General features: G+C 53.5%; 13 protein-coding genes. 2 read left to right on the top strand and 11 right to left on the bottom strand.

From position 1 onward, the window contains the following. Window positions 1–16: 16 nt before the first annotated feature. The 6 genes from carA to dnaK all read right to left on the bottom strand — a co-directional run bounded on the left by carA (window position 17) and on the right by dnaK (window position 7,157). A complete protein-coding gene (gene carA, locus L2731_RS16155; RefSeq protein ID WP_249254507.1) occupies window positions 17–1,189 on the bottom strand; it encodes a glutamine-hydrolyzing carbamoyl-phosphate synthase small subunit in 1,173 nt (390 codons plus the stop codon). A 160-nt stretch (window positions 1,190–1,349) separates the two neighbouring features. Beyond that, the gene (dapB, locus tag L2731_RS16150) at window positions 1,350–2,165 is read right to left on the bottom strand and encodes a 4-hydroxy-tetrahydrodipicolinate reductase (RefSeq protein WP_011866637.1); all 816 of its coding nucleotides are present in this window, start codon (window positions 2,163–2,165) and stop codon (window positions 1,350–1,352) included. A gap of 96 nt (window positions 2,166–2,261) precedes the next feature. Further along, complete coding sequence (gene bamJ, locus L2731_RS16145) at window positions 2,262–2,879, bottom strand: BamJ family beta-barrel-assembly machinery protein (protein ID WP_041509094.1); 618 nt, start codon at window positions 2,877–2,879, stop codon at window positions 2,262–2,264. Window positions 2,880–2,959: 80 nt separating this feature from the next. Beyond that, on the bottom strand, window positions 2,960–3,748 hold the full coding sequence (locus L2731_RS16140) for a M48 family metallopeptidase (protein ID WP_249254506.1): 789 nt from the start codon (window positions 3,746–3,748) through the stop codon (window positions 2,960–2,962). A 275-nt stretch (window positions 3,749–4,023) separates the two neighbouring features. Beyond that, complete coding sequence (gene dnaJ, locus L2731_RS16135) at window positions 4,024–5,154, bottom strand: molecular chaperone DnaJ (protein WP_239851856.1); 1,131 nt, start codon at window positions 5,152–5,154, stop codon at window positions 4,024–4,026. Between the two features lie 89 nt (window positions 5,155–5,243). After that, entirely contained in the window at window positions 5,244–7,157 is a 1,914-nt protein-coding gene (dnaK, locus tag L2731_RS16130; RefSeq protein WP_041509091.1) for a molecular chaperone DnaK, read from the bottom strand. Between the two features lie 305 nt (window positions 7,158–7,462). On the opposite strand from dnaK, the gene L2731_RS16125 reads away from it, so the two are divergent. Next, complete coding sequence (locus tag L2731_RS16125) at window positions 7,463–8,389, top strand: DMT family transporter (RefSeq protein ID WP_239851857.1); 927 nt, start codon at window positions 7,463–7,465, stop codon at window positions 8,387–8,389. A 104-nt stretch (window positions 8,390–8,493) separates the two neighbouring features. Here the strand turns inward: L2731_RS16125 and L2731_RS16120 are convergent, their stop codons facing one another. The 5 genes from L2731_RS16120 to L2731_RS16100 all read right to left on the bottom strand — a co-directional run bounded on the left by L2731_RS16120 (window position 8,494) and on the right by L2731_RS16100 (window position 15,880). After that, window positions 8,494–9,135: a hypothetical protein gene (locus L2731_RS16120; RefSeq protein ID WP_249254505.1), complete on the bottom strand. Its 642-nt coding sequence runs from the start codon at window positions 9,133–9,135 to the stop codon at window positions 8,494–8,496. Between the two features lie 368 nt (window positions 9,136–9,503). After that, a complete protein-coding gene (locus L2731_RS16115) occupies window positions 9,504–10,793 on the bottom strand; it encodes a glutamate-5-semialdehyde dehydrogenase (RefSeq protein WP_249254504.1) in 1,290 nt (429 codons plus the stop codon). Window positions 10,794–10,827: 34 nt separating this feature from the next. Beyond that, complete coding sequence (proB, locus tag L2731_RS16110; RefSeq protein ID WP_249254503.1) at window positions 10,828–11,946, bottom strand: glutamate 5-kinase; 1,119 nt, start codon at window positions 11,944–11,946, stop codon at window positions 10,828–10,830. A 227-nt stretch (window positions 11,947–12,173) separates the two neighbouring features. Then, window positions 12,174–13,463: an NCS2 family permease gene (locus tag L2731_RS16105; RefSeq protein WP_249254502.1), complete on the bottom strand. Its 1,290-nt coding sequence runs from the start codon at window positions 13,461–13,463 to the stop codon at window positions 12,174–12,176. An 884-nt stretch (window positions 13,464–14,347) separates the two neighbouring features. After that, entirely contained in the window at window positions 14,348–15,880 is a 1,533-nt protein-coding gene (locus tag L2731_RS16100; RefSeq protein WP_249254501.1) for a M17 family metallopeptidase, read from the bottom strand. A 423-nt stretch (window positions 15,881–16,303) separates the two neighbouring features. Between L2731_RS16100 and L2731_RS16095 the strand changes: the two genes are divergently transcribed. Further along, entirely contained in the window at window positions 16,304–17,764 is a 1,461-nt protein-coding gene (locus L2731_RS16095; RefSeq protein WP_249254500.1) for an aminoacyl-histidine dipeptidase, read from the top strand. The last annotated feature ends 264 nt before the right edge of the window (window positions 17,765–18,028 follow it).

Below are 18,028 nucleotides of genomic sequence, written 5' to 3'. Positions count from 1 at the left end.
GAAACTTTCTCCCGGACTACTTAGCGTTATGACGATATTCTTCGATCAACTCGATAAAGTGATCGAACAGCGGCGCGGCGTCGTGAGGACCCGGGCTTGCCTCAGGGTGACCCTGGAAGCTAAACGCTGGCTTGTCGGTCAGATGGATGCCCTGCAGCGAGCCGTCGAACAGCGACTTGTGAGTCACCTTGACGTTGGCCGGCAGGCTGGCTTCATCGGCGGCAAAACCATGGTTCTGACTAGTGATCATCACATTGCCCTTCTCCAGGTTGCTGACCGGGTGGTTGGCACCATGGTGACCAAACTTCATCTTCAGTGTCTTAGCGCCTGAGGCCAGAGCCAACAGCTGATGGCCAAGGCAGATACCGAAGAGTGGAATATCTGTCTCAAGGAAAGTCTGAATCGCTTCGATGGCGTAGTCACATGGCTCCGGGTCACCAGGGCCGTTTGACAGGAAGATACCATCGGGATTCATCGCCAGCACTTCTGAGGCTGGGGTTTGCGCCGGTACCACGGTCACATCACAGCCGCGGTCAACCAGCATACGCAGGATGTTGCGCTTAACGCCGTAGTCATAGGCCACGACCTTGTATTTCAGTTCTGACTCAGGGGTGTCGCTCGGCAAGCCGCCCACCAGACGCCAGCTACCACTGCGCCATTGGTATTGCTGCTGTGTGGTCACCTCTTTGGCCAAGTCCATGCCTTTCAAGCCTGGAAAGGCTTTAGCAGCCTCCAGCGCCTTAGCTTCATCCATGTCACCCACTAAGATGGCACCTGCTTGTGCCCCTTTTTCCCTGAGGATACGTGTCAGTTTACGCGTGTCGATATCGGCAATGCCTACAACATTGTTGCTTTTTAGGTAATCGCTGAGAGATTGCTGATTTCTGAAGTTGCTCGCCAGTAGCGGAAGATCACGGATGATCAGACCACAAGCATGTACGGCATCAGATTCGGTATCTTCACTATTGGTACCAGTGTTACCAATGTGCGGGTAGGTTAGAGTAACAATTTGACGAGAATAGGAAGGATCCGTGAGGATCTCTTGGTAACCCGTCATGGAAGTGTTAAATACCACTTCACCAACTGCGAGTCCATCAGCACCAATTGCAGTGCCAGAGAATACGGTTCCATCTTCGAGTACGAGTAAGGCAGACTTTGTCAACGCGACCTCCGAAAAGAGCCAAGCCATTGAATAATAAGGTTTTATTTTGTGTTTAAAATACCAACTTCCGCTTAAATACGAAATTTTGACAAATTCCGACTATTTTATAGGTAATAGTGCAACTCGTCTATAGATAAGCGGTACTTTCTTTCAAAAAAAAACGCCAAATAGGCGTTTTTTTTAAATACTAATCCTTCAGGCCTAAGACCTGTTGCATGTCGTATAACCCGGGGCCCTGATCGCCCAGCCAAAATGCGGCACGCATGGCACCGTTGGCAAAGGTCATACGACTCGATGCCTTGTGGGTGATCTCCAGGCGCTCGCCAATGTCGGCAAACATGGCGGTATGCTCGCCCACCAGATCACCGGCGCGAATGGTAGAGAAACCTATGGTTTCACGGCTACGCTCTTCTGTGATCCCCTCACGGCCATAGACGGCACACTTTTCCAGATCGCGACCCAAGACCTCGGCGATCACTTCACCCATCTTGAGTGCGGTGCCCGATGGCGCATCCTTCTTGTGTCTGTGGTGACCTTCGATGATCTCGATATCGGTATAGTCACCCATCACCTCGGCGGCCAGCTCGAGCAGGCGCCACATCAGGTTAACGCCCACAGACATATTAGGCGCCATCACAATCGGCGTGTTCTCAGCGTAGGCCGCAATCTGCTCTTTCTGGGCATGATTGAAGCCGGTTGTGCCGATGACAATCGCCTTACCGTTACGCGAACACCAGTCGGTATGCACCACGCTGGCCTCGGGCGAGGTAAAGTCGATAAGGATATCGAAATCGTCTACGGCATTGTCCAGTGAATCAGTGATGGCAACATTCATGGCACCCACACCGGCGAGTTCGCCCGCATCGACACCAATCAAAGTCGAACCCGCACGCTCAACCGCCGCACCTAGATAGATATTGCTGCTGAGTTTTGCCGATTCAATAAGAGTTCGGCCCATGCGACCACTGCCACCGGTTATCGCCACTCTTACTTGCTCTGTCATCTAACTCTCCTACACATTTGCTACTGTTAATTGAGCACAAGGCTAACGCCAAATCATTTCAAAAAAAAGCCTAAGCAAACGCTTAGGCTTTTTCGATTAGAGAATGTCGAGCAATTCCACTTCGAACACTAGGGCCGAATACGGAGGAATTGAGGCACCGGCGCCACGCTCGCCATAGGCCAAGTGATGCGGTACATATAGCTTCCACTTAGAACCTACAGGCATCAGCTGCAGTGCCTCGGTCCAACCGGCGATAACGCCAGATACTGGGAACTCGGCAGGCTGGTCACGCAGTACTGAACTGTCGAATACGTCACCGCTGATGAAAGTACCATGGTAGTGAGTACGTACAGTTGAATCATAGCTTGGCTTGTCGCCTGAACCTTCGGTGATGATCTCGTATTGCAGACCTGATTCCAGGGTTACAACACCGTCACGCTGTTGGTTTTCAGCAAGGAAAGCCTCGCCTTCGGCCGATGCAGCCGCGGCAGCTTCTTCCTGAACCTTTTGAATACGCTGACTAATCTCAGTGAATGCAGTTTGAAGATCTTGCATAGAGACGGCGCTCTCTTTACCTTCAAACGCATCTGACAGACCAACTTGAACAGCTGAAATATCGATACCTTCGAATGAGTTAGCTGCGAGTTGCTCGCCTAATTGGCGGCCAACACCATAGCTGGCGTGCTGTTCAATTGTGGTGAACTTATCAGACATAATGATTGTACTCTCATTTATTCAATTAATTTCGCGGCGGATTTTATCACAAACTGTGATAAAAAACCCAAAAATTGACCCTAGTCGCAGCGATTTTTTCCACTGGCGCTTGCGGTGCGATACAGAGGCGTCACCTGCGGCAGCATCTGCTGCAGATCGGCGATGCGATGGTCGTGTGACGGATGGGTCGATAACAGCTCGGGGCCCTGACTGCCTCCCGCCTTGGCCATGTTCTGCCACAGGCTGATACTCTGGCTGGGGTCGAACCCGGCTCTGGCCATCAGCTCTACGCCCATAACATCAGCCTCGCTCTCCTGGGCGCGGCCATAGGGAAGAATAAAGCCATACTGGGCACCTAGCCCCAGCGCCGACATATAGAGATCTTTGTTGCTCAGGCCGCTGACGTCGATGGCGGCGCCGGCAATCTGCATCCCCACCCCCGTCATCTGCGCCCGAGATACCTGCTCGTTGCTGTGGTTGGCCAGCACATGGGCCACCTCATGGCCGATAACCGTCGCCAGCTGATCCTGATTCTTCGCCACCTTCAATAGGCCGGTATAGACACCTATATGTCCGCCAGGCAAGGCAAAGGCGTTAACCTGCTCCGATTCAAACACCACCACCTCCCAGCTGGGCTGACGGCCGGGCAGCACAGAGGTGATGCGGTTGGCCACACAGGCCACATACTGGTTGACCTGCTTATCCTGACTCACCTTCTGCTGTTTCTTCATCTCGGCAAAAGATTCGGCCCCCATCTGATCCATCTGCTGCGAAGAAAACAGCAGGGTCTGTTTACGCCCGGTGGGCGATTGTGTGGTGGCGCAGCCGGCTAATAATAGTATTACCAGCGCCGCGGTTAACTGTTTCATCTCTTATCCCTTATCTATCATGAAACTTCATTTATACCAATCGTAATAAATAATTGATCATTCTAGCTTGTTAAAACGCTCGATAACTGCATTAATATTTTTAATTGTAGAATAACTACTTATCTAAAAATTTTGCTTTGTTCTCAAGCGTTTTTCCTGCGCTATTTCTGATCAAATACTTACTGTGATTGGTATTAGACTATTAAGAATAGCGGTAAAAAATAGCAATAAAAAAACCTCGCATCGCGAGGTTTTTTATTGTGTATCAGCACACCTTAGCTGTTCAAGTCCTGAAAGAACTTCTTCACACCGTCGAAGAAGCCTTCGGCCTTAGGGCTGTGCTTTTTTGATGAACCCGTCAGGGTGTTATCAAATTCACGTAGCAGCTCTTTCTGCTTATCGCTCAGGTTCACCGGCGTTTCCATCACCACCTTACACAGCAGGTCGCCGACCGCATGACTGCGCACCGACTTGACGCCCTTGCCACGCAGACGGAACATACGACCCGTCTGAGTTTCCGATGGGATCTTCAGGTTCACCTTGCCATCGAGTGTCGGGACTTCGATCTCGCCGCCCAGTGCAGCCGTGCTGAAAGAGATAGGCACTTCACAGTAGAGGTTGTTACCGTCACGCACGAAGATGGCGTGCTCGCGTACCGTCACCTGTACGTAGAGATCCCCTGGAGGCGCTCCAAACTCGCCCGCTTCCCCTTCGCCCGACAGACGAATGCGATCGCCGGTATCCACACCCGCAGGAATTTTCACCGACAGCGTCTTGCTCTTCTCTACGCGACCTTCGCCATGACACTTGCTGCAAGGATCTTTGATGATCTTACCGCGGCCATGACAGGTAGGACAGGCTTGTTGCACCGCGAAGAAACCTTGGCGCATCTGCACCTGGCCCTGGCCGTGACAGGTACCACATGTGGTTGGCGAAGTGCCTTTCTTGGCGCCGCTACCGTCACACAGATCACAGGTGGCTAAGGTTGGAATACGTAGCTCTTTGGTCAGGCCACGTACCGCTTCTTCGAGCGACAGTTCCAGGTTGTAACGCAAATCTGAGCCACGCGCCGCCTGGCGCTGGCCACCACGGCGTCCACCGCCGAAGATGTCACCAAATACGTCACCGAATACATCACCGAAGTCGGCACCGCCGCCAAATCCACCACCGCCGCGGTTAGGATCGACACCCGCATGACCAAACTGATCATAGGCCGCCTTCTTGTCGCTGTCGGTGAGGATCTCGTAGGCTTCTTTTACCTCTTTGAAGCTGGTTTCGGCCGCCTTGTCACCTGGGTTGCGATCCGGGTGAAATTTCATGGCGAGGCGCTTATAGGCCTTCTTAATCTCACGCTCGCTGGCGTCGCGACCTACGCCCAATACTTCGTAATAATCTCGCTTTGACATAGTCTCATACTTTCTGCGCTAGAGTTGTACGAACGGGCGTTAGAGTTACCCCATAACGCCCGCTGGAAATAATTTAGGCTGGGCCTGAATTATTTTTTGTCGTCTTTAACTTCTTCAAACTCGGCATCGACAACATCGTCAGCAGGAGCTTCGTTAGACTGCTGAGCCTGCTCGCCTTGGCCAGCTTGCGCCTTAGCCTGAGCGATCTCCATCAGCTTGGCAGACGCTTCCATCAGGGCTTGCGTCGCTTTCTCGATAGCTTCTTTGTCCTTGCCCTTAGTGGCAGTTTCAACTTCAGCCATCGCCGCTTCGATCTTCTCTTTGTCTTCGCCTGGCAGTTCATCGCCCGCTTCTTCGATCTGCTTCTTGGTCGCGTGAACCATGCCGTCAGCCTGGTTGCGTGCAGTCACTAGCTCTTCGAACTTAGCGTCTTCATCGGCGTGCGCCTCGGCGTCACGTACCATAGCTTCAACTTCTTCATCGCTCAGACCAGAAGAGGCCTTGATGGTGATGTTTTGTGCCTTGCCTGTCTTCTTGTCGGTCGCTGACACGTGCAAGATACCATCGGCGTCGATATCGAAGGCCACTTCAATTTGTGGCATGCCGCGTGGAGCAGGCTCGATACCTTCCAGGTTGAACTGACCCAGCGACTTGTTGGCGCTAGATTGCTTACGTTCACCCTGTAGCACGTGGATGGTTACCGCGCTTTGGTTGTCATCGGCTGTTGAGAAGATCTGGCTAGCCTTAGTCGGGATAGTAGTGTTCTTCTCGATAAGCTTGGTCATCACGCTGCCCATGGTTTCAATACCCAAAGACAGAGGCGTTACGTCTAGTAGCAGAACGTCTTTCACGTCACCCGCAAGTACACCCGCCTGAACCGCAGCACCGATAGCAACCGCTTCGTCTGGGTTAACGTCTTGACGCAGCTCTTTACCGAAGAAGCTAGAAACTTCTTCACGAACCTTAGGCATACGGGTTTGACCACCCACCAGAATCACTTCGTTGATGTCTGATACAGACAGGTCTGCGTCAGCCAGTGCCACTTTTAGCGGCTCGAGTGAACGTTGGATCAGGTCTTCAACCAGAGACTCAAGCTTGGCGCGAGTGATCTTAACCACTAAGTGCTTAGGACCTGTCGCATCTGCCGTGATGTATGGCAGGTTAACTTCAGTCTGTGTGGTGCTAGACAGCTCGATCTTCGCCTTCTCGGCAGCTTCTTTCAGACGCTGCATCGCCAATGGGTCGTTACGCAGATCTAAAGATTGCTCTTTCTTGAACTCGTCGGCCAGGTAGTTGATCAGACGGTTATCGAAGTCTTCACCACCTAGGTGAGTGTCACCGTTAGTTGCCAATACTTCGAAGGTCTGCTCGCCATCGACACTATCGATCTCGATGATAGAGATATCGAAGGTACCACCACCTAAGTCGTATACCGCAACGATGTTGTCGCCTTGCTTCTTGTCGATACCATAAGCCAGTGCCGCAGCAGTAGGCTCGTTGATGATACGCTTAACTTCAAGGCCAGCGATACGACCGGCGTCTTTTGTCGCCTGACGTTGTGAATCGTTAAAGTAAGCCGGTACGGTAATTACCGCTTCGGTTACTGGCTCGCCCAGGTAGTCTTCGGCAGTCTTCTTCATCTTCTTCAGAATCTCTGCAGAAACTTGTGGCGGTGCCATCTTCTTATCGTGCGCTTCAACCCATGCATCACCGTTGTCTGCACCGATGATCTTAAATGGCATGATGTCTACGTCACGCTGTACTTCGTCATCTTTGAAACGACGACCGATAAGACGCTTAATAGCAAAGAAGGTATTCTTTGGGTTTGTTACAGCTTGGCGCTTCGCAGGCTGACCAACTAATACTTCTTCGCCTGTATATGCGATGATCGACGGGGTAGTGCGATCGCCTTCCGCGTTCTCAATTACGCGTGCTTTATCGCCATCAAGTACAGCTACACAAGAGTTAGTTGTACCTAAATCGATACCAATAATTTTACCCATGGAGTCCTCCAAAAAACTTTTAACTAACGCTAACTTTGTTATCTGATTCAGATATGGGGATAGGCGAATTCGTTTTCAAGCCTAATTTTCCAAGCCAATATCTTTCCTTAACACCCTATATTGGGCCTCCAAATGGGAATACAAGGGCAACAAAGATAAAAATTAACTTAATTGAGTATTTTTTTGATCTTAAAAGCTGCCGAACCGCAAACAAGAAGCGTATAATGCATGCAATCGAAGAAGATATCCCTCTGAGCCTCTGGCTAGTGGGATTTTTTAGTTGTCTCGTTTAGTGAGAAGGTTCAGTGAAATCATCCAACCAAGCTTATCTCTATGCCTTAGCGGCCATCCTACTCTGGTCGACCGTTGCCACCGCCTTTAAGCTGGCGCTGAGCCATTTCACGCCGCTGCAGCTGGTGTTTGTCGCCGTCTCGACCTCTATCGTCGCCTTAGGCGTTATCCTGGCCGCCACGGGTAAGCTGCATCTCATTAGGCGCCAATTCGTCAATCGCCCCTGGTTTTACCTGCAGACCGGACTGCTGAACCCTTTTCTCTATTACCTGGTGTTGTTTAAGGCCTATGCCCTGCTGCCCGCCCAGCAGGCGCTATCGCTCAACTATACCTGGGCCATATTGCTGCCCCTGTTGGCGGTGCCACTATTGAAACAGAAGCTGCGCAAGAGCGATCTCACCGCGGCACTTATCGCCTATCTAGGGGTCTTTGTCATCGCCACTAATGGTGAGGTAGCCAGCGTGCGCTTCGAGAGTGCCACCGGCGTGCTATTGGCACTGACCAGCACCTTGCTGTGGTCGCTCTACTGGATTGTAAACACTAAGGATGAGGGTGACCCAGTGGTGAGCCTACTGCTGAGCTTCATGGTGGGACTGCCTTTTATCGTGATCACCCTGCTGCTGACCCAATCGCTGCCGAGCTGGGATCTCAAGGCCCTAGGGGCGGGCATCTATGTCGGCCTGTTCGAGATGGGCGTCACCTTCGTCCTCTGGTTAGTGGCGCTGAAGAAAGCGGATCGCACGGCCAGCATGAGCACCCTAGTGTTTATCACGCCTGTGCTATCGGTGGGATTCATCGCCTGGATCTTACAAGAGACCATCACCCCGTCGACCTTTATCGGCCTGGGACTTATCCTCACCGCGCTGGCGCTGCAGCAGCTATTGCCTCAGCTTAAGCGCCTACGAACCAAAACCGGCCCTGCGCTGACGCCAGAGAACTAAAGTCATCGGCTAACATAAGCTGTTCGAGATAGACGCCGTTGCATAAAAAAAACCGACCCTAGGGTCGGTTTTTTTAACGCTTATCGCTTATCGATTTTCTGTGGCTAGTTGCGCACGTCTATCTCGCCCACGCCCACTGAGACATACAGGTGATCATCGCTTGCCGCGCCTTGCTGATGATAGCTCTGGCTCACCAGGTTTTGATTCACCTCCAGGCGCTGACCGCCCTCACGAATGCTCACCTCGCCCACACCTGACTTGAGTGACACCTCACCAAAATTCGCCTGATGATTGATCTCGGCGCGTCCCACACCCAGCTCTACCTCTATGCTGGCACTGAGGCCTTCGACAGATACCTCACCGACACCTGCATCGACCTTTAACGCCGCATTACTGGGCAGATAGACACGCCACTTCTGGTTCACATCATCCTGATCCGCCAGTCTTAATATCAACTTGTCACCATCGTCGAGGATATCGAACTTGGCCGAACTCACATCACTGTTCTGCCAGAAACCAAACCACTTAGAATCGTTGGCCTTCACCACCACCTCGACCCGCACCTTATCTTGATCGCCGGCAATCAACTCCGCCTGACCCACGTCCATGTCCAGAGTCACCTTCTGGCCGTGATAATCAAATTCATCATTCAGCGTGATGCTAGAGGCCGCCTGGGCTCCCGCACTCATCAAACCTACGACCAGACTTAAACCGACCAATGTCTTTTTAACCATGTTGTTTTTCATCTTATGCTCCGTAACCGATTCCCTGTGAGATTGTTCAAGACAAAGCAAACAAGATGCCAAAACGATAAAACACTGTTGTTAAAGGGGTTTTAATGAGATTCACTTTTTAACCTTGATGACTTTATCAAACAAGTTGTGAAATTCACCAAGGGGATTAGTTAATTTGCTCACTGGCTAAGCCTGGTAAGAGAGCTAGATAAAAATGCCTGGTAAGACTGGCTAGTAAAAGTGCCAGCCTGATATTTTCCATATAAGGGCGCCGAATAGAGATGCCGATTCATTAGCGCAAAGGCAGTTTAAAATGAAGAAGGTTTAAAAATAAGAAAGGAGCCTGATGGCTCCTTTTTACGAAATGTATGGCTCTTAACTTAACCGCGGGCAGTATAGTCGCCGACACCGATCCACTTATAGGTGGTGAGCGCCTCAAGCCCCATAGGCCCTCTGGCGTGCAGCTTCTGGGTCGATACCGCTACCTCGGCGCCCAAACCAAACTGGCCACCGTCAGTAAAACGGGTACTGGCGTTAACATACACGGCCGCCGCATCCACCTCATTAATAAAGTGTGCCGTGGCATGTATGTTATCGCTCAAGATCCCCTCGGAGTGACCACTGGAGAAACGACGGATATGGGCGATCGCCTCATCGATATTCTCGACCACCTTAACCCCAAGATTAAGAGACAGCCACTCTGTGCCATAGGTCTCATCGCTCGCCTTGTGAGTAACAGTGCCGGCATCCTTGCCTATCGCCTCGGCCTGCTCACAAGCATAGAAACTGACGCCGAGTGAACTTAAGTGGGCATAGAGCTTAGGCAGGAAAGTTTGGGCGATAGACTGATGAACCAGCACAGTATCCAGGGCGTTACACACGGTCGGGCGCTGCACCTTGGCATTGGCAATCACCTCGATGGCTTTTAGCTGCTCCACCTCACTGTCGACATACAGATGGCAGATCCCTATGCCGCCAAGGATCACCGGAATGGTCGCCTGTTCGGCGCACAGGCGCTGCAGGTTCTGACCACCTCGGGGCACTATCATGTCCACATACTTATCGAGCTTCAACAGGCCAGAGACTAAGGCGCGGTCGGGATCTTGGATCAACTGCACCGCATCACAGGGCAGTCCTTGCTCGCCAATGGCCTCCCGGATGGCCTCACTCAGGGCCAGGTTAGACGCCAGGGTCTCCTTGCCACCGCGCAATATCACGGCATTGCCGGTCTTGAGCGCCAGCACGGCGATATCCACGGTTACGTTGGGGCGTGCCTCATAGATAACCCCGAGCACACCCAGCGGCACTCGGCGGCGGGACAGGCGCAGGCCATTGTCCAGCAGCTGGCTCTCCAGCTCGCTACCGATAGGATCGGCCAGCGCCACCACATTTTCGATATCGGCGATAACCCCAGAGAGTCGCGACTCGTCCAGCAGCAGTCTGTCTATCATGGCGTCATTCAGGCCATTTTCTCGCGCCTTGGCCACATCCTGCTGGTTAGCCGCGACAATCGATGCGCTCTTATCGCTAAGCTTCTGGGCTATCGCCCTAAGCAGGTCGCGCTTCTGCGAAGCCGTGAGGCTCGCCATGGCGTAGCTGGCAGCCTTGGCCTGCTCACCTAGAGTGTTTAAATACTGCTGCTTATCGTCCATCGTTTCTGTTCCACTCATCTTTAATCTGCACAAATTGACTCTGCCGAAAACCTTACAGGACCACCATGTCGTTGCGATGCACTATGGCATCACCATAGTCGTAACCCAGCAGCGACTCAATTTCATCCGAATGTTTACCGGCGATCTTCTGCAGATCTTTGGCGCTGTAACGGCTCATGCCTCTGGCATGCTCCCGCCCCAGCTCGTCCACCAGCTGCAGGGTGGCGCCGCGTTCAAAGACGCCGCTCACCGACAAGATCCCCTTAGATAACAGGCTGCGTCCCTTCAGGGTCACGGCATTGATAGCACCGCTGTCCAGCACCAGCCGCCCTTTCGTCGCCGGGCCCGCCAAGATCCACTGTTTACGACTCTCCAGCGGATTCTCCAGCGCGGTAAAATGTGTCCCCACCGGCAGCTGACATACGGCATCTAAGATCACCTTAGGATGATGACCCGAGGCGATCACCACCTCGACCCCGGCGCGGCGGGCAATATCCGCCGCCTGCAGCTTAGTCGCCATACCGCCTGTGCCCAGGCCGGAAACCGCGCCGCCCGCCAGGCTACGCAGGCTATCGTCGATATTGACCACCTGCTTGATCAGCTTAGCATCCGGATTGGCCCTTGGGTCGGCATCGAACAGCCCCTTCTGATCCGTCAGCAGGATCAAGAGGTCGGCATCACACAGCAGTGCCGCCCTTGCCGACAGGTTATCGTTGTCGCCCACCTTGATCTCGTTGGTGGCCACCGCATCGTTCTCGTTGATGATAGGAATGATGCCATTGGCCAGCAGGGCGTTGAGCGAGTCCCTGGCGTTGAGATAACGTTCCCTGTCATGCAAGTCGGCGCGGGTCAGCAGCAGCTGGCCCACATGCAGCCCATAGATGCTAAACAGCTGTGACCAGGCGAGGATCAGCTGGCTCTGGCCGACGGCGGCAAGCAGCTGCTTATTGGCGACCGTGTCCGGCAGTGTGGGATAACCCAAGTGTTCGCGCCCAGCGGCGATGGCGCCCGAGGTGCACAGCACCACTTCGACACCCGACTTCATCAGCTTGGCCATTTGTCTGGCCAGCTCAACCATATGCGCCTTATCCAGCTGGCGCGAGCCTGAGGTGAGCACACTGGTACCCAACTTTACCACCACACGGCGGTAGCCTATCTCACTTAAGTTCATTGACATATTGACAGAAAAAAACCGAACCCCAAGTTATACCCAATCCCCAGGGCAAATGGTAGCGGGTAAGATAAAAGATTAGAGCCAGTCTACTTTCCTTCAATAAAAGCCCATAAAAAAGGCCATACATTGTATGACCTTTAATCTAAGCTGGCTGGCACTCAACTTAAGCTAAATTCGGCTCCTGCCAAAAACCTAAGCATAGATGAGCTTAACCATAGATAGACTTAGCCATAAACAAACTTAGCCAGGAATAGCGCCGCCAGCACCACCACGCCGACAGAGAGGTCTTTATAGCGGCCGCTGAACAGCTTGATCCCCGCATAGGCGATAAAGCCCATGGCGATCCCGGTCGCGATCGAAAAGGTCAGCGGCATCAGGATACAGACCACCACCACAGGCGCGGCCTCGGTGAGATCTTCCCAGTCCACATGCACCAGGCCAGACATCATCAAGATGGCGACATAGAAGAGGGTTCCCGCGGTGGCGTAGGCCGGCACCATGCCCGCCAGCGGCGAGATAAACAGCGACAGCAGGAACATGATCCCCACCACCACGGCGGTGAGTCCGGTGCGGCCACCTGCGCTCACGCCGGCGGTACTCTCGATATAGCTAGTAGTCGTCGAGGTGCCCAACATGGCCCCCGCGATAGTGGCGCTGCTGTCGGCGGTCAGGGCGCGGCCAAGACGCGGCAACCTGCCTCTATCATCGAGGAAACCGCCGCGCTGAGCTACGGCCACCAGGGTGCCAGAGGTGTCAAACAGATCCACAAACAGGAAGGCAAACACCACCGAAAGCATGCTGACCTCGAGCACGTTGGCGAGATCCATCTTCATGAAGGTGGGCGCAATCGACGGCGGCGTCGAGACCATGCCGTTATACTGCACGTCGCCAAGCAGCAAGCCCAGCGCGGTGATCCCCAAAATGCTGATGATCACCGCCGACTGATAACCTCTGTGTACCAGGGCGATAATGATGAAGAAGCCCAACACAGACATCACGGCCGGCAAGGCGGTCACATCGCCCATGGTCACCAGAGTCGCTGGGCTGGCCACCACTATGCCAGCACTCTTGAGACCGATCAGCGCCAGAAACAAGCCGATACCGGCGGCGATCCCCAGACGCAGGGACATAGGAATGCTGTTGACTATCCATTCTCGGATCTTCACCAGCGACAATATCAGAAAGCAGATACCCGAGAGGAATACCGCGCCCAGGGCCGTTTCCCAGCTATAGCCCATCTCGCCGACGACGGTATAGGTGAAGAAGGCGTTAAGCCCCATGCCCGGTGCTAGGGCGATAGGGTAATTCGCCACTATGCCCATCACCAGGCAGCCCACGGCGGCGGCCAGACAGGTGGCGACAAACACGGCGCCATGGTCCATGCCGGCATCGGCCAACATCATGGGATTGACGAAGATGATATAGGCCATGGTTAAAAAGGTGGTCAGCCCGGCCACCACCTCTTGTTTTAACGTTGTCTGGTGCTCGGTTAACTTAAATACTTTTTCTAACATGGAACGAGGTTCCTTGATTTAATTATGGTTTATTTAGGTAGGGTAAAAGTTGAAACCAAGTTAACGACTTGATAACAAGCGACGATTATATACGCAATAATTGCGCAAACGCGAGCCAGTTTAGAGCCATGACTCGAGAGGATGACATAAAGGTGATCTACGCCAGATTTATCGCCCGAATGACGAGGCGTCGATGGTAAATTTCAGGCAAAAAAAAAGCCTGCTCAAAGAGCAGGCGAGACATGTTTCAAGTGTTCCGAAAGGAAAGAGTTACCGCGCTAGCGGGTTACACTGGCCTACCGCTCAATGAGCAATAGACAACTTGAGTCTAAAAATCCCCAAATGGGGTAAGGTTGATGGATGATGCAACTACTTTAGTCGAGTGAACCAGGTTCAAACGACTTTAGGGGTAGTTAGCCCTTGAAAGTCATAGCGTACAGACCACCACGTAGTGAATCGGTACAAAACCAAGTATTCTGCCAATAAACGTGCTGAATTCCTGTATAAGACATAGTCAATAACTCCTAACAAAGTTGAAAAATTAATCTCTAGTGAAACTTGGCAGGCCTTCATCTTCAGGCTGGTGCCGCAGTCAACTTGTCGCTCGGTTCCTTGGAGAGTTATCCATCCTGGATAGACTTTGAGGTGGAAGACACTGTGTCTAACCAACGAGAGCCATTATATTTAAATGTAGTTTTATTACAAGCTTTTTTTCTATTTTTTTTAAAAAAACCTTCGAACTGTAATTTTACTACATCAAAGCCCCATTACGAGGTGGGTAGAGATCACGCTTTTCACCCTATTGTGATCCGGCAACAAAAAGGGGCAAGCCTATGCTTGCCCCGGTCAAATTTTGCGCCCAGCTAGGCTAGGGTCTGCTTGGTTCAGCCACGGATCAGCTGACACAAACTAACAAGTGGCGCCGCGGTAGGCGTGCCATACAGGGGATCACCCTCGGTCGCACTCCCAGCAATATCCACATGGGTATAGGCCAGCGGCTTGTCGCTCGTCAGGCCATGGGCCTCAAGCCCTGAGGCTTTCAGCAGGAAGGCAGCCGGATACTGATGACCCCTGGCCGTCACAGAAGAAGGCGCGTTGTTGGACGACAACACATCTGCCGCGCCAGAAGGATCGACAATCTTCTGATAATCGTCGCGGCGCAGGCGCGATACTTCTATCGGCTCACCCCAGGCCTCGCTGATCGTCTGCAGGCTGTCACCCACCTGCTGCTGACGCGCCACGGCATTTTCGACCACGGCGGTATAGCCGCCGTAGGCGCGCACCACATGGCCGGTCAGAGTAGCTACCGAGAAGAGCTGCGGCGCCACCGCGTCCTGCGCCTTGAGTCTGAGGTGCGACAGCAGATCCGCCAGCACCAGGCGCCCTTCGGCGTCTGTATTACCGATGCGTACCCGCACACCGGCGTGGCTGGTGATGATCTCGTCGGTCACGAAGGCCTCGCTGCCTATGCTGTTACGCACCAGGCCAAGCTCAGCCACCACACGAACGCCTTTAGGTTTCAGCAGGGCCAGGGTCTTCATCAGGCCGGCAACCGCGGCCGCGCCGCCCTTGTCGCGGCTCATCCCCGCCATGGCACCGCCAACCTTAAGGTCGGCCCCGCCCGTGTCATACACCACGCCCTTACCGGCAAAGAAGTAGCTACGTTCGATAGGCCCCTCGGCCTTATATTCCAGCTTAACCACTCTTGGCTGATGTCTTGAGACCGCGAAAGAGGCGCGGCCCACGGCGCTCAGCAGCGGATAGTCACGCTCCAGCACGTCTCTGTCTTCGACAACCGACATGGTCAAGTCCAGCCCCTTAAGTGCATCGACACAGTACTGGGCAAAAGCTGGCGCCGACATACGCTCCGGCTCTGTGCCGCAAAGATCGCGCGCCAGGTGTTTACCCGCCTCAATGGCGCTTAGCAGCTCAGCGGCCTTGCCGTCCACCAGCAGGCCGATCTGTGAGATGTTATCCATCTCACCCAGTGCCTCGCGGCGCTCCAGCGACTGCCATAACGCCTGAGCACAACCCAGCGCGGCAACCCCCATGGACTGCGCATATCTCGCCTGAGTCGAGGGCGTGACGATCAGCAGCGGGCGTCTGGCGCCGGCATCGAAGGCCACTTTTATGCCTTGGCGAGCGGCGTCGCTATAGCCGCGCACATCCTGAATATCGCTGTCGCCATCTGCCACCGGCGCCACAATCAGGCGACCACCGGCCAGCCCGGGGGCAAACAACAGCGTGGTGGAGCGCCCTACCCTGGCATCCACCTGGGCGCCATGGCTGGCGAGCATGGCCAGCTCCTCCTGGGCAATGGCGTCTAGGCCATGGGTTACCACTACCACGGCATCCCACTGGTTATCGTCAAAAATGGCTTCTGAATCTGTTACATCTATAAATTGAACCCCGGTCATGCCTCATCCTTTTCATCTAGCGGTTTTTCGGTCTTAGCCGAATCGATTGGCACCTATATAAGCCATACAAGCGCCCTGAGCTTTGGCAGATCTTTGCCTGCCTATCGTGAATATCAACCTCTCACTAAAGACAATACTAACCCCTGCCATCTCTGTAACGCCGCTTACCCAAGGTTTGAGGGTTGGGTTAAGGCCATGTCCAGCAAGGTTAAATCGCCGTGAGTGTTGGCATTATTCTCCTATCTGGCGCCAATGCCAAATGAAAATAATGATGCCGCCCCCTAAGGCGGCTTTTGGCGGGTGGCAACTTAGTATGACACTTGATGCATCCCCGCCCGCTTTCATGCCCCCGCACCACTAGAGTCTATGATAGACTATCGCCAAATTAGACCTCAAAGACCTTTATTACAGAGGAGTTTGTCCGTGAGCACATTAAGTCAATTGCAACCTCAGGCACTTTGGCAGTGGTTTGAACAGATCTGCGCCATTCCCCACCCTTCCAAGCATGAGCAGGCGCTAAGCCAATACATCCAAAACTGGGCCAAAGACAAACAACTCAACGTTGTCGAAGACAAGGTCGGTAACCTGATCATCAAGAAGCCGGCAACCCCCGGCATGGAAAACCGCAAGGTCGTGGCCCTGCAGGCGCACATCGACATGGTGCCGCAGAAAAACGCCGACAAGGTGCATGATTTTGAGAAAGATCCTATCGAAGCCTATGTAGACGGCGAGTGGGTTAAGGCCAAGGGCACCACCCTGGGCTCAGACAACGGCATCGGCATGGCCTCTGCGCTGGCGATTCTCGGCAGCGACGACATTCCACACGGCCCGCTGGAAGTCTTGCTGACCATAGATGAAGAAGCAGGCATGACAGGTGCCTTCGGCCTGGAAGCAGGCTACCTGGACGCCGAGATCCTGATCAACACAGATTCAGAGCAGGAAGGCGAGATCTACATGGGCTGCGCCGGCGGCGTCGATGCCCAAATCACTGTGCCTATGGTGTGGCAGGCGGCCGAGCCGAGCCTGTCGACCTACACCCTAACACTCTCAGGACTTAAGGGCGGTCACTCAGGGGTGAACATTCACCTGGGCCGCGGCAACGCCAACAAGCTGTTGGCCCGCTTCCTGTTTAACCACGCCGACGAACTGGCACTGGAACTGACCAACTTCAGCGGCGGCTCGCTGCGTAACGCCATCCCTCGTGAGGCCAGCGTCAGCTTCATGCTGCCAAGCGAAAACCTGCCACGCCTGGAAACCCTGATCCAGGAATATACAGATCTGGTGCGTCAGGAACTGGCCATCGCCGACCCAGACATGCTGCTGACCCTCAGCGAGATCCCGGCCGCCACTCAGGTGATGAGCGAAGCCACCCAGCAGACACTGATCGACCTGCTAAACGCCTGCCCTAACGGCGTGATGCGCATGAGCGATGAGATCCAAGGCGTGACCGAGACCTCGCTCAACGTTGGCGTGATCACCACAGAAGCCGAATCGGTAAGCATCCTCTGTCTCATCCGCTCGCTGATCGACTCGGGCCGCGAAGAGGTCGAAGGCTACCTAACCGCCCTGAGCAACCTGGCCGGTGCCGAAGTAGAATTCAGCGGCGCCTACCCTGGCTGGAAGCCAGACAGCAGTTCTCCTGTGATGGCGATTGTGAAAGACACCTACGAGTCTATCTACAACAAGGAACCGGTTATCATGGTTATCCACGCGGGTCTGGAGTGTGGCCTGTTCAAGAAGCCCTACCCAGAGATGGATATGGTCTCTATTGGCCCCACCATCCGCTTCCCACACAGCCCAGACGAGATGGTGTTAATCGAGACCGTCGAGCAATACTGGAAGCTGCTCCTCGCCGTGCTGGAACGCATTCCAGAAAAAGCATAAATAGATAGCGTAACTAGGTTATCGATGAGAAAGGCGTCTAACGAGACGCCTTTTTTGTTGGCGAAATTTAGGGGGTTATCTTCGTAAAGGTAGAATTTAATGCCTTAGCGTAATAAAGCACGCCTTGATTTGAGCCTCTACCAGATTCTGGTATGTAGTGGTCAACTAAAATTGGCCACGGTTTTGTATTCAAGCCAGTATCTTCGCTCTGACTCATTGGGTGTCAGCCCACCGTTATATTGATGTGGTCTCAGCTGACTGTAA

Source organism: Shewanella aquimarina, from assembly GCF_023349185.1.
Classification (GTDB): Bacteria; Pseudomonadota; Gammaproteobacteria; order Enterobacterales; family Shewanellaceae; genus Shewanella; species Shewanella aquimarina.
This window is presented reverse-complemented; position numbering and strand designations above follow the sequence as displayed.